11 protein-coding genes are annotated in these 12,732 nt (G+C 70.5%); 7 read left to right on the forward strand and 4 right to left on the reverse strand.

Annotated elements, in window-relative coordinates; genetic code table 11:
- Nucleotides 1-44 precede the first annotated feature (44 nt).
- The 3 genes from ACZ7CF_RS39760 to ACZ7CF_RS39770 form a co-directional block, all read right to left on the reverse strand.
- Nucleotides 45-1,358 (reverse strand): LuxR C-terminal-related transcriptional regulator, encoded by a 1,314-nt coding sequence (locus ACZ7CF_RS39760; protein WP_470372264.1) that lies wholly within the window; start codon nucleotides 1,356-1,358, stop codon nucleotides 45-47.
- Between the two features lie 307 nt (nucleotides 1,359-1,665).
- Complete coding sequence (locus ACZ7CF_RS39765) at nucleotides 1,666-2,322, reverse strand: potassium channel family protein (protein WP_053738527.1); 657 nt, start codon at nucleotides 2,320-2,322, stop codon at nucleotides 1,666-1,668.
- Nucleotides 2,322-2,984 carry a potassium channel family protein gene (locus ACZ7CF_RS39770; protein ID WP_360398292.1) on the reverse strand — a complete coding sequence of 221 codons (663 nt, stop codon included), beginning with the start codon at nucleotides 2,982-2,984 and terminating at the stop codon, nucleotides 2,322-2,324. The genes ACZ7CF_RS39765 and ACZ7CF_RS39770 overlap by 1 nt, the downstream gene beginning before the upstream one ends.
- An 82-nt stretch (nucleotides 2,985-3,066) precedes the next feature.
- Here ACZ7CF_RS39770 and ACZ7CF_RS39775 point away from each other — a divergent pair, with 82 nt between their 5' ends.
- From ACZ7CF_RS39775 to ACZ7CF_RS39790, 4 genes are all read left to right on the forward strand, one after another.
- Entirely contained in the window at nucleotides 3,067-5,052 is a 1,986-nt protein-coding gene (locus tag ACZ7CF_RS39775) for an APC family permease (RefSeq protein WP_360398290.1), read from the forward strand.
- 29 nt (nucleotides 5,053-5,081) lie between these two features.
- A complete protein-coding gene (locus tag ACZ7CF_RS39780) occupies nucleotides 5,082-6,239 on the forward strand; it encodes a class I SAM-dependent RNA methyltransferase (protein WP_458433671.1) in 1,158 nt (385 codons plus the stop codon).
- Nucleotides 6,240-6,300: 61 nt separating this feature from the next.
- The gene (gene dxs / locus ACZ7CF_RS39785; protein ID WP_470372265.1) at nucleotides 6,301-8,214 is read left to right on the forward strand and encodes a 1-deoxy-D-xylulose-5-phosphate synthase; all 1,914 of its coding nucleotides are present in this window, start codon (nucleotides 6,301-6,303) and stop codon (nucleotides 8,212-8,214) included.
- Nucleotides 8,215-8,433: 219 nt separating this feature from the next.
- Nucleotides 8,434-9,075 carry an SPFH domain-containing protein gene (locus ACZ7CF_RS39790; protein WP_458433669.1) on the forward strand — a complete coding sequence of 214 codons (642 nt, stop codon included), beginning with the start codon at nucleotides 8,434-8,436 and terminating at the stop codon, nucleotides 9,073-9,075.
- On the opposite strand, the gene ACZ7CF_RS39795 is transcribed toward ACZ7CF_RS39790, so the two are convergent.
- The gene (locus ACZ7CF_RS39795) at nucleotides 9,062-10,015 is read right to left on the reverse strand and encodes a cytochrome P450 family protein (protein WP_470372269.1); all 954 of its coding nucleotides are present in this window, start codon (nucleotides 10,013-10,015) and stop codon (nucleotides 9,062-9,064) included. The genes ACZ7CF_RS39790 and ACZ7CF_RS39795 overlap by 14 nt on opposite strands.
- Before the next feature lie 69 nt (nucleotides 10,016-10,084).
- Between ACZ7CF_RS39795 and ACZ7CF_RS39800 the strand changes: the two genes are divergently transcribed.
- From ACZ7CF_RS39800 to ACZ7CF_RS39810, 3 genes are read left to right on the forward strand one after another with little or no spacing between them, the layout of a single operon-like run.
- Complete coding sequence (locus tag ACZ7CF_RS39800) at nucleotides 10,085-10,528, forward strand: MarR family winged helix-turn-helix transcriptional regulator (protein ID WP_360398280.1); 444 nt, start codon at nucleotides 10,085-10,087, stop codon at nucleotides 10,526-10,528.
- A gap of 46 nt (nucleotides 10,529-10,574) precedes the next feature.
- Nucleotides 10,575-11,258, forward strand: a complete 684-nt coding sequence (locus ACZ7CF_RS39805) for a response regulator transcription factor (RefSeq protein WP_065913330.1) — start codon at nucleotides 10,575-10,577, stop codon at nucleotides 11,256-11,258.
- Between the two features lie 3 nt (nucleotides 11,259-11,261).
- On the forward strand, nucleotides 11,262-12,389 hold the full coding sequence (locus tag ACZ7CF_RS39810; RefSeq protein ID WP_470372266.1) for a sensor histidine kinase: 1,128 nt from the start codon (nucleotides 11,262-11,264) through the stop codon (nucleotides 12,387-12,389).
- The last annotated feature ends 343 nt before the right edge of the window (nucleotides 12,390-12,732 follow it).

A 12,732-nucleotide genomic window follows, 5' to 3' on the forward strand; every position in this document is an offset into this window, starting at 1 on the left:
CCTGTCCCGTTCCACACGGGGCTCGTCGCGGTACCGGCCGCTCGCTAGCACTGGCCGAAGAGCGCGCGCAGCCCGCACCGCCCGGTGACGCCCACCGCCGCGTACGTGGTGTGCAGGTGGTTGTCGACGGTGCGCTTGGCGATGGCCAGGCGGTCGGCGATCTCGGTGTTCGTCAGCCCCGCCACGGCCAGGCGCGCGATCTCCCGCTGGCGGTGGGTGAGGGCGACGAGCGTGCTCGTGACCGCCAGGCCCGGTGTGGTCGCGCCGTCGAACGACTCGGCGAGCGCGGCGGCCTGCCGTTCCAACCGGTCCGCGTCGCGGGGCCGGTCGTGCAGGCGGGACAGGCGGCCAGCCTCGGCGATCGACTCGGCGGCGAACAACGTGGCACCGCACGCCAGGAACGCCGCCGCCACCTCCTCCAGCCCCGCTGGGTCACGCAACGCGCGCGCCTGCGCGTGGGTGGCGTATGCGGTTGTGAGCGGGTCTTTGCGCGACTTCGCCAGTTCCAGCAGACGCGGTGAGGTGTCGGCACCGAACCGTGCAGCGTCGTGCAGCGACACGATTTCCTCGGAATGCGCGCCGTGTGCCCATGCGGCGGCGGCGTTGTCCAACGCTGCCTGCACGGCCTCATCGACCCGTCCTGCACTCGCGAGCACCCACGACCGTGCGCCACCAACGGCGAACCGCGCCACACGCCAGGCCGGTCGCAACCCGGCCTCGGCCCCGGCCAGTGCGCGTTGCGCGCGATCGGTCTGCCCCCGCAGCGCGGCTCCGGTGGCGAACTCGGCCAGCAGCACGACGTCCCACAGCGTCAGCGGTGCGTTCGGCTCGGGAAGGCCTTCGGCGCTGATCCGCACAGCCGCCGCCGCTTGTCCGCGCATGCGCGCGCTCTGGCTCAACAACACCCGCGACGACACCTGGGATGCCGGGCTGTGCCCTTCTTCAGCCAACGTCCGCGTGGCACGTTCCTCGGCCGGCGCCAGGTCACCGGAGAGCAGAAGGCTCGCCGTGCACACCTCGTCATCGGCTTCGACCCGCGCGATGGCGTCGGCGTGGTGGCCGCTGAGCCGGTCGGCGACCGCGAGCACCCGCCGGCCGGCCCGTTCGTCCTCGGCGAGCAGCAGCGCGCCGACCAGCCGGAGCACCGGTACCGGTGCGGCCTCCACCGCGAACTCCGCCGCGGTGTGCAGGACCGCGCGTTCCAGCTCCGCGGGCAGTGCCGCCGCTGTCAGCTCGTCCAGCACGGCGACAGCGGCTTCCTCGTCTCCCAGACCGAAGAACAGCTCGGACGCCCGCGTGCGGGCGACCTCGACCCGCCGCGCTTCGTCGCGCCCGACCAGGGGCAACTGATCGCTCACAGCTGGTAAGTGTGCGGATGCGCTCCGCAGATACCGCTCGATCGGTGTGTCCTGCGGTCCGATGCCGACGTCGGGGCCGCATGACACTCCTGAAGCCGGGAACGACCAGCCACAGCGCAGCGGTCGAGATCGCCGGTCCCAACCGGTTTACGGCATCGCGGTGCAGCTATGGGACTGCCATGGCGGCGACGACCAGCACTGGAACGCACCCTGATGTCCGATATCCAGTACATCAGCACGCGATATATCGGATATGAGCTCTAGCTCCGAGCCCATATCCGATATGCAGTATCCGATATGCGGTATATCAGTAGCCGAGCGCGGACTTGATGTCCTGCTCGACCGCGGCGGTCGTGACGAACAGCAGCTCGTCGCCGCCTTCGAGGGTGTCGTCCGGCTGCGGCACGATGACCCGCCCGCCCCGCAGGATCGTCACCAGCGCGGCGTCACGCGGCAGGGTCAGCTCCGACACCGCGCGCCCGGCGAACGGCGTCGACTCGTCGAGCGTGATCTCCACCAGGTTCGCCTGGCCCTGGCGCAGCGTCAGCAGCCGCACCACGTCGCCGATCGTCACCGACTCCTCGACCATCGCGGCGAGCAACCGCGGCGTCGACACGGCGACGTCGACCCCCCACGACTCGGTGAAGAGCCATTCGTTCGTCGGGTCGTTCACCCGCGCCACCACGCGCCGCACCGCGAACTCGGTCTTCGCGAGCAGCGACACCACCAGGTTGACCTTGTCGTCACCGGTCGCGGCGATCACCACGTCGCACAGCTGCATGCCGGCGTCCTCCAGGGACGACAGCTCGCACGCGTCGGCCTGCACCCACTCGGCCTGCTCCACCGAGTTCGGGTCGAAGTGCGCCCGGTCCCGTTCGATCAGCATGACCTGGTGCCCGTCCTGGACGAGCTCCTGCGCGATGGACCGCCCCACCGCACCCGCACCAGCGATCGCGATCCGCATCAGCTCTCCTCCGGTGCCTGCAGCGCCGCGGCCGCGACGTCGGTGACCGTGCCGGACAACGCCGCCACGTAGATGGTGTCGTCCGCCTGCACCGTGGTCTTCGCGTCGGGCAGCACGCCCGTGCCGAACCGCATGAGGAACGCCACCCGCGCCCCCACCGCGGCCTCCAGCTCGAACACCGGCCGGCCCACCCACCGCTCGTCGACCTCGACCGGCAGCACCGCCACCGTGCCGGACGGGTCGCGCCACGCCGTCGCCGCGCCCTCGGGCAGCAGCATGCGCAGGAACCGGTCGGTGCTCCACGGCACCGTCGCCACCGTCGGGATGCCCAGCCGCTCGTACACCGCGGCCCGCTTGTGGTCGTAGATGCGCGCGACGACGTGCTCCACGCCGAACGTCTCCCGCGCCACCCGCGCCGAGATGATGTTCGAGTTGTCGCCGCTGGAGACCGCCGCGAACGCGCCCGCGCGCTCGACACCCGCCTCGATCAGCACGTTGCGGTCGAACCCGTTCCCGACGACCTGCTGGCCGTGGAAGTCCCCGCCCAGCCTGCGGAACGACTGCGCGTCCTTGTCGATCACGGCGACCTGGTGGTCCAGCCGTTCCAGGGCCTTGGCCAGGGACGCCCCCACCCGCCCGCAACCCATGATCACCACGTGCACCGAATGCCTCCTCAGGCGAACTCTGCGCAGAACCTACCGAGCATTAGCCCGTCCCGGTGAGCGGACCCCTTACGCTCTGGCCGTGTCCAAGCTCGCCACCGCTGCCAAACGCCTCCTGGTCGGACGGCCGTTCCGCAGCGATCGCCTCGCTCACACCCTGCTGCCCAAGCGCATCGCCTTGCCGGTCTTCGCCTCCGACGCCATGTCGTCGGTCGCGTACGCGCCGGAGGAGATCTTCCTGATGCTGTCGGTGGCGGGCTTGAGCGCCTATGCGATGGCACCGTGGGTGGGGGTGGCGGTCGTGGTCGTGATGCTGACCGTGGTCGCCAGCTACCGGCAGAACGTGCACGCCTACCCGTCGGGTGGCGGTGACTACGAGGTCGCGACGGTCAACCTGGGCCGCAGGGCGGGGCTGACGGTGGCGAGCGCCCTGCTCGTCGACTACATCCTCACCGTCGCGGTGTCGATCTCGGCGGCGATGGCGAACATCGGCTCGGCGATCCCGTTCGTCGCCACGCACAAGGCCGAGTTCGCGGTCGCGGCCATCGTGCTGCTGACGGCGGTGAACCTGCGCGGCATCCGCGAGTCCGGCAGCGCGTTCGCCGTCCCCGTCTACGCGTTCATGATCGGCGTGTTCGGCCTGATCGGCTACGGGCTGTTCCGCGGCTTCGTCCTGGGCGACGAGATGCGTGCGGAGAGCTCCGGCCTGGAGATCCACGCCGAGTCGGACCACCTGATGGGCCTGGCGTTCGTGTTCCTGGTGCTGCGGGCTTTTTCGTCCGGTTGCGCCGCTTTGACCGGTGTCGAGGCGATCAGCAACGGCGTGCCCGCCTTCCGCAAGCCGAAGTCGCGCAACGCCGCGACGACGTTGCTGCTGATGGGCGGCATCTCGGTCGTCATGCTGATGGGCCTGATCATCCTCGCCCAGCTCACCGACGTGCGGATGGCCGAGTCGCCCGCGCAGCAGATCACCAACGCCCCTGAGGGCTACGAGCAGAAGACGATGGTCGCGCAGATCGCGCACGCCGTGTTCGACAGCTTCCCGCCCGGCTTCTACTTCATCGCCGGCGTCACCGCGCTCATCCTGGTGCTCGCCGCGAACACCGCGTTCAACGGCTTCCCGGTGCTCGGCTCGATCCTCGCCCAGGACCGCTACCTGCCCCGCCAGCTGCACACCCGCGGCGACCGGCTGGCGTTCTCCAACGGCATCCTGTTCCTCGCCGGCTTCGCGGTCGTGCTGGTGATCGCGTTCGACGCCGAGGTCACCCGGCTGATCCAGCTCTACATCGTGGGCGTGTTCGTGTCGTTCACGCTCAGCCAGCTCGGCATGATCAAGCACTGGCAGCGGCTGCTCAGGACCGAGACCGACGCCCAGGCACGCACCAGGATGCGCCGCTCCCAGATGATCAACACCTTCGGCCTGGCGCTGACCGCGACCGTGCTGATCATCGTGCTCATCACGAAGTTCACGAAGGGCGCGTGGATCGCCATCGCGGCGATGGCGGCCATCTACGCGTTGATGACCGCGATCCGCAAGCACTACGACACCGTCGCCGAGGAGCTGCGCCAGCAGGAGCGGGTCCGCACGCTGCCGGCCCGCAACCACGCGATGGTCCTGGTGTCCAAACTGCACATGCCGACGCTGCGCGCGCTGTCCTACGCCAAGGCCACCCGCCCGGACGTGCTGGAGGCCGTCACGGTCAACGTCGACGACGGCGACACCCGCAAGCTCGTCGCGGACTGGGAGCGGGAGAACTTCAAGGTCCCGCTGAAGGTCATCGAGTCGCCGTACCGCGAGATCACCAAGCCCGTCCTCGACTACGTGAAGCGGGTCAGGTCGGACAACCCGCGCGATGTCGTTACGGTGTTCATCCCCGAGTACGTGGTCGGCCACTGGTGGGAGCAGCTGCTGCACAACCAGAGCGCGTTGCGGCTCAAGGGAAGGCTGCTTTTCCAGCCGGGAGTGATGGTGACGAGCGTGCCCTGGCAGCTCACGTCGGCGGCCAAGGTCCGCGACAAGGACGTCATCGCGCCCGGCGCTGTCCGGAGGGGACTTGACGACCGGTGAGCTGGGTAGGACGACGTTTCGAGGTAGAGGTGGGGCCCGTCGCGCACGGCGGGCACTTCGTCGCACGGCACGAGGGCCGTGTTCTGTTCGTGCGCCACGCATTGCCCGGTGAGCGCGTTGTCGCCTCCGTGTACGAGGACAACGGCGGGTCGTTCTGCCGTGCGGACGCCGTGGAGGTCCTCCAGGCGTCACCGGACCGCGTCGAGGCCCCGTGCCCGTTCAGCGGGCCGGGGCTGTGCGGCGGCTGCGACTTCCAGCACGTGGCGTGGGACGCGCAACGGGAGCTGAAGGCGCAGGTCGTCCGCGAGCAGCTGAGCCGTCTCGGCAAGATCGAGCGGGACGTGGTCGTGGAGGCGCTGCCGGGCGGGCCGCTGGAGTGGCGGACCCGCATCCGGATGGCCGTCGACGGTGACGGGCGACCCGGTTTCCGCGGCACCCGTTCCCACGATGTGATCCCGGTCGACCACTGTGTGATCAGCCGGCCGGGCATGGTCGAGGCCGTGACCGACCGCAGGTGGCGGGCGCAGGAGCTGACGATCGTCCAAGACGGTGACGGCAACCGCCATGTGGGTGAGGTGCGCGGCCGACACACCGTGCGACGCGCCGGAACCGGTACGGCCGTCGAGACGGCCGCCAGCCGAAAGTGGCGAATTTCCGCCGACGGCTTCTGGCAGGTCCACCCGGCGGCGGCGGACACGTTCGCGACCGTCGTGGGGCAGTGGGCCGCGGCCGAGCCCGGCCAGCGCGCGTGGGACCTCTACGGCGGCGCCGGGCTGTTCGCGTCGGTGCTCGGCCGCCAGGTCGGCGACACCGGGTCCGTGCTGGTCGTGGAGTCCTTCCCGGGCGCGGTCGAGGACGGCAGGCGCAACCTGCGGCGCATGCCCCAGGTCGAGTGGGTCGTGGGCAAGGTAGAACGCCTGGTGACCCGTCCGCTGCCGGTGGAGGACCCGCAGGTCGTGGTCCTCGACCCACCGCGCAAGGGGGCGGGCAAGGTCGTTGTGGCTGAAGTCGCACGGCGCCGTCCGCAGCGGGTGGTCTACGTGGCCTGCGACCCCGCCGCACTGGCACGTGACCTGGCCGAATTCACAGTTCAGGGGTACCGGCTCGACCAGCTGCGGGCCTTCGACGCGTTCCCGATGACCCACCACGTGGAGTGCATCGCCCTGCTCGTACCTGAGACGCGCTGACCATGCGTCTCAGTCGCGTCTCCGTAGACTGAGCCGAAGTCTTCAGGAGTGAGGTGGCGTGGTGACCCTGCTGGAGTCCGTGCACGGACCGGCTGATCTGAAACGGATGGACGAGGCGCAGCTGACGCAGCTGTGCGAGGAGATCCGGCGTTTCCTGGTCGACAAGGTGTCCAAGACGGGCGGGCACCTCGGCCCGAACCTGGGTGTCGTCGAGCTGACCGTGGCACTGCACCGGGTGTTCGACTCGCCGCAGGACCCGATCGTGTTCGACACCGGGCACCAGTCGTACGTCCACAAGATCGTCACCGGCCGGCGCGACGGTTTCGACCGGCTGCGCCAGCAGGGCGGCATGTCGGGCTACCCGTCGCGGTCGGAGTCCGAGCACGACGTGCAGGAGAGCTCGCACGCCTCGACGGCGCTGTCCTACGCGGACGGCCTGGCCAAGGCGAAGCAGATCAACGGCAGCGGCGGCCACGTGGTCGCCGTCGTCGGCGACGGCGCGCTGACCGGCGGCATGTGCTGGGAGGCGCTGAACAACATCGCGGCGGACAAGACGCGCCCGGTCGTGATCGTGGTCAACGACAACGGCCGCTCGTACTCGCCGACGATCGGTGGTCTCGCCGACCACCTGTCGTCGCTGCGGCTGCGGCCCGGCTACGAGCGCGTGCTGGAGAAGGGCAAGAGCGCGCTGCAGCAGACGCCGTTCTTCGGCAAGCCGCTCTACGCCGCCCTGCACGCCGCCAAGCGCGGCATCAAGGACGCGCTGGCGCCGCAGGCGATGTTCGAGGACCTCGGCCTCAAGTACATCGGCCCGGTCGACGGCCACGACCAGGCGACGCTCGAGTCCGCGTTGCAGCGCGCGAAGTCGTTCGGCGGCCCGGTGATCGTGCACGCGGTCACCCGCAAGGGCATGGGCTTCGCGCCGGCCGAGAACCACGAGGCCGACCAGATGCACGCCACCGGGATCATCGACCCGATCACCGGCGAGGACGTGAAGCCGGCCGGCCGGACCTGGACGCACGTGTTCTCCGACGCGCTCGTCGACGTCGGCCGCGAGCGCTCCGACGTCGTGGCGATCACCGCCGCGATGCAGGGGCCCACCGGCCTCGACCCGTTCGCCAAGGCGTTCCCGGAGCGCTTCTTCGACGTCGGCATCGCCGAGCAGCACGCGCTGACCTCCGCCGCCGGCCTCGCCATCGGCGGCCTGCACCCGGTCGTCGCCGTCTACGCCACGTTCCTCAACCGGGCGTTCGACCAGCTGCTCATGGACGTCGCGCTGCACCGGCAGGGCGTCACGGTCGTGCTCGACCGCGCGGGCGTCACCGGCCCGGACGGCGCGTCGCACCACGGCATGTGGGACATGTCGATCCTCGGCGTGATCCCCGGCGTCCACGTGGCGGCGCCGCGCGACGCCGCCTCGCTGGTCGAGGAGCTGCGCGAGGCCGTGGAGATCTCGGACGCGCCCACCGTCATCCGCTACCCGAAGGCGTCCGTGGGCAAGGACCTGCCCGCGGTGGAACGCGTGGGCTCGGTCGACGTGCTCCGCTGCTCCGGCAACGACGTGCTGCTGGTCACGGTCGGCGCGCTGGGCGAGCTGGGGCTGGAAGCCGCGCAACGGCTTGAGGACCAGGGCATCGGCGTGACGGTCGTCGACCCGAGGTGGATCTACCCGATGTCGGATGACCTCGTGGAGCTGGCCGCGGCGCACAAGCTCGTCGTGACAGTCGAGGACGGCGGCCGCCACGGCGGCTTCGGTTCGGCGTTCGCGGCCGCGCTGCGCGACGCCGACGTCGAGGTGCCGTTGCGCGACATCGCCCTGCCGCAGCAGTTCCACGACCACGGCTCGCGCGGCGAGGTGCTGTCGCTGTGCGGCATCACCGCGCAGGACGTGGCGCGCCGCGTCACCGAGTGGGCGGCCCGCCTGGAGTGCCTGCCGGTGGAAATCGACGCGCGGGCGGACAAGCAGGTCGGCTAGCCTCCTCCTCGCGCCCGCTCCCCGGTGGCCCGGCAGGTCTTCCTCGCCCGGGTTCCACGATCGAAGCGGGCACTGGGTGCCTTAAAAGCACCAGGTTCGAATCCTGGAACCACGACCCCGGTCGCACACGGGGACGTCGGGCCCTGCGCGTCCCTTGTGGACGCCCGCCCGCCGTCCCGCCGGCCGGGGTCGTGGTGTACCCGGACCGAGGGGGGAGAGATGGTGAAGCACACGCTGTACCCGTGGGAGCGGGGTGTCCGGTTCGACCGCGGTGTGCTGGTGGGCGAGGTCGGTCCCGGCCGGCACCGCCTGCCGTGGCGGGCCGCGCTGCACCGCGTCGACGTCCGCCCGCGCACGATGACCCCGGCGGCGCAGGACGTGCCCACCTCCGACGGTGTGCTGGTGCGCGTGACCGTCGTGGTGCGGTGGGCGGTGTCGTCGCCGACGAGGTTCATCGTCGAGTCAGCGTCTACCGAAGCTGAGCTGTACACGGCCGTGCAGCTGGCGTTGCGCGGTGCGGTGCTCACGCGCGCCCATTCGGCGGTGGACCCCGAGCGCGAGGCCATCGCGGCCGAGGTCGCCGCCGGTGTCGCCGCACGTGCCGAAGAGCTGGGCATCTCCGTTGCCGAGGTGGCCGTGCGCGACGTCGTGATGCCCGGTGAGCTGCGCCGTGCGGCGCTGGCCGAGCTGGTCGCGGCCGCGGAGGGACGGGCCGCGCTGGAACGGGCGCGCGGGGAGACCGCAGCGCTGCGGTCGTTGCTGAACGCCGCCCGGCTGGCCGAGGAGCACCCGGCGCTGCTGGAGCTGCGGGCGTTGCAGGCGGCGTCGACCGTCGTCGTGGACCGGCCTAGGCGAGCCTGACCGGCAACGAGCGCAGCCGGCCGCCCATGATCCCGACCGGTTCGGTGCGGGTGGGGACGGCGGTCAGCCGCGCGTTCGGGTAGGCGGTCCGGAAGGTCTCCGCGAGGGCGCGCAGCTCCAGCTGGGCCAGCTGCGCGCCGATGCAGTAGTGCGGGCCGTGCCCGAACACCAGGTCCGGGACGCGGGTCAGGTCGACCAGCACGGGCGAGCCCGCGGGCACCCTCGTGCCGCCGAGGTCCACCTCGGCCGTGGTGAAGCGCCACAGCGTGTACGGCGCCGGTGGGTGCTCCCGCAACGACTCCCGCACCAGCACGTCCGGCGGCTCGTCGGTAGTGAGCAGGCGGGCGACGAGCGAGCCGGCCGCGAGGTCGGTGGTGATCTGCCCGGCGAACAGGATCGTGAACACCTGGTAGTGCAGGTCCTGCTCGGTCGTGCCGGGCGGCATGCGGAGCTCCGCGGTCGCCTCCGCCGACAGCCGTGCGAAACCGGCCATGGCGGCGGGGACGTGCGCCGGGTAGTCGACCAGCATCAGGCGGCACGACGTCATCGCCGTCTCGACGTGGTGCGCGGGGATGCCGAGCAGCTCGCACAGCACCGCCAGCGGGTACCGCGGCGTGAAGTCCTCGACGAGGTCGACCTCGTCGGGCAGCTCACCGAGCAGCTGCTCCGCGATATGTCGCACACGGGGGTAGAACGCGCGCAGCTTCGCGGCGTTGAACAGCGGCGCGAAGGCCTTGCGCAGCTCCGCGTGCGGCTCACCGTCGAGCGTGGTGATCGCGAGCTGTTGTCCGGCTGTCGGTTCGAGGCCCGCTGTCGCGGCGTCCCAGTGCTTCGGCGCGAGCGCGGTGTCCTTGGCGAACCGGCTGTCGGTGAGCACCTCCTTCGCCAGGCCGGGTTCGGTGACGATCCAGACGGGGTGGTCGTACCAGATTTGCTGCATCACGCAGTGACTGTATCGCACAGTAGCTGCGTTGCGCAGTGATTGTGCGGCGCTCGTATGCTCGCGACCATGACGCAGCTGCTGGACGAGGTCCTGCGTGCCGTGGCCAGGTGGCAGATCCCGGTGATCCAGTTCAACGGGATGCTCGCCGAGCGCCTCGGCATGAACTGGACAGACCTCCAGGCGCTGTTCGTGCTGGCCAACGACGGCCCGGCCACTCCGGGCGAGCTCGCCAAGCGGGTCAACCTGACCAGCGGCTCCGCCTCGCGGATGATCGAGCGGCTCGTCCGGGCCGGGTACGTGCGCCGGGTGCCGGACCCGCACGACCGGCGCAAGGTCGTCATCGAACCCGACGACGACGCGGTGCGCCGGGTCGGCGGGCTCTACGACTCGCTGAACGAACGGCACCTGGCCGACCTCGGCTCGTTCGACGAGACCGAGCTGGCCGCGGTGCTGCGGTTCCTGCGGACCGCGGCCGCCCGCACGGAGGAGCAGATCCGACAGGGCCTGTGAAGGTGCCGTTAAGCGCCTTCTCAGGTGTTTGTGGCACCTTTGTGGCGTGCGGATATTGGTAGTCGAGGACGAGGTGCCGCTGGCCGACGCGATCGCTCGCGGCCTGAGGCGCGAGGGCATGGCCGTGGACGTCGCCTACGACGGCGAGACCGGGCACGAGAAGTCGACGGTCACCAGGTACGACGTCGTCGTCCTCGACCGGGACCTGCCCGGCATGTCCGGTGACGAGCTGTGCAAGGAGATCCTCAGCTCCGGCGCGCTGACCAGGGTCATGATGCTGACCGCCAGCGGGTCGATCGAGGACCGCGTGTCCGGGCTCTCGCTGGGCGCCGACGACTACCTCGCCAAGCCCTTCGCGTTCCCCGAGCTCGTCGCACGCGTGCGCGCACTGGCCCGCCGCGCGACGCCGGCGACGCCGCCCGTGCTCTCGGCGCAGGACGTCGAGCTCGACCCCGCACGGCGGACCGTGTCCCGCGGCGGGACGCCGATCGAGCTGACCCGCAAGGAGTTCGGCGTGCTCGAGGTCCTCCTCGCCGCCAAGGGCTCCGTCGTCAGCAGCGAGGAGCTGCTCGAACGCGTCTGGGACGAGAACGCCGACCCGTTCACCACGACCGTGCGCGTCACCGTGATGACGTTGCGCAAGAAGCTGGGCGAGCCGGGCATCATCGACACCGTGGTGGGTTCCGGTTACCGGGTGCCCAGTGCCTCGATCGGGTCTGCAGAGGTCTGACACGTGCGACGGCGCGGGCCGGGGCTGAGGCTCCGGATCACGCTCCTCACCACCGCGCTGGTCGCGGTGGTGAGTGCTGTGCTGCTCGCGCTCGGGTGGGTGCTGGTCGGCCGCGTCTTCGACTCGTCACCGTCGTTCCCCGCAGGCAGTCAAGTCGACGTTGACGGCGTCAACGTCGACGTGACGGTGTTGACGGAGGCGTTGACCACCGCAGCTCGCCAGGACCTCGTGCGGGCGGGGCTGGTGGCGTTCGCGTGCATGGTGCTGGCCGCGGCCGTGCTGGCGTGGACGTTCACCGGCCGGGTGCTCAAGCCCCTGCACGACGTCACCGGAGCCGCACAACGCCTGTCCGCCGAGTCGCTCGGCTCGCGGTTGCGCCTGGAGGGGCCGCGCGACGAGGTCGCGGAGCTCGCGGACACCTTCGACGCGATGCTCGACCGCCTCGAAGCCGCCTTCGACTCCCAGCGCCGGTTCGTCGCGAACGCGTCGCACGAACTGCGCACCCCCCTGTCCGTGGTGCGCACCGAGCTGGACGTGACCCTGTCCGACCCGGACGCCGACGTCGAAGAGCTGCGGCGCATGGCCGGCGTCGTGCGCGCGGCGGGGGAGCGGGCCGAACAACTGGTGTCCGCGCTGCTGTTGCTCGCGCGCACGGACGGCATCGGACTCGCGGTCCGCGAACCCGTCGACCTGTCGGCGTTGGTCGAGTCGGCGTGGAGGGCCGTGCGCGCGGAGGCCGAGGCACGTCATCTGCGCACCGTCTTCCGCTGTGCGCCCGCACTCGCCGTCGGCGACCCGGCACTGCTGGAGCGCATCGCGGGCAACCTGCTGGAGAACGCCGTCCGGCACAACCACGTCAACGGCTGGATCGAGACGACCGTCGAAACCGGCCCGCAGTGGTCGGTGCTGCGGGTGTCGTCGTCAGGTCAGCTCATCGCCCCGGACCGCGTCGAGGAGCTGTTCGAGCCGTTCCGCCGCGGCGTCAAGGACCGGACCAGCCAGTCCGGCACCGGCCTCGGACTCTCGATCGTGCGCGCCGCCGTGGCCGCGCACGGCGGGTTTGTGCAGGCAGTGGCCGTGCCGGCGGGTGGTCTGTCGGTGACCGTGCACCTGCCCAGCGCACCTCAGTGAGGCTGGATGCAAGATCTTCGACGTGGCCCCGGTCACACTGTGTGTCGATCTTGGGGTGTTTAGGCCGTCCGTGCGGGGCCTGACCTGCGCAGACGTAGTGGTGGACCCCCGATTTGGATGTTGGGAGGCCGCCGTGTAAATTTCTCTCTGCCAGCGCGGAACGGGCCGGGAAACACCGGAACGGAGCGCGGCGAAAGACTTCTAAGCCTGACACAGCCCCGGAAGTGACTCTCCTCGGAGATGAGCTGCGGTGAGCGCGTGTTCTTTGAGAACTCAACAGCGTGCCGATAACACAGCCAGTAATATGAATACTCCTCGTCAGGAGTATTCCTTTGAGTAGCTA

It is taken from the genome of Lentzea sp. NPDC036955, assembly GCF_055608005.1.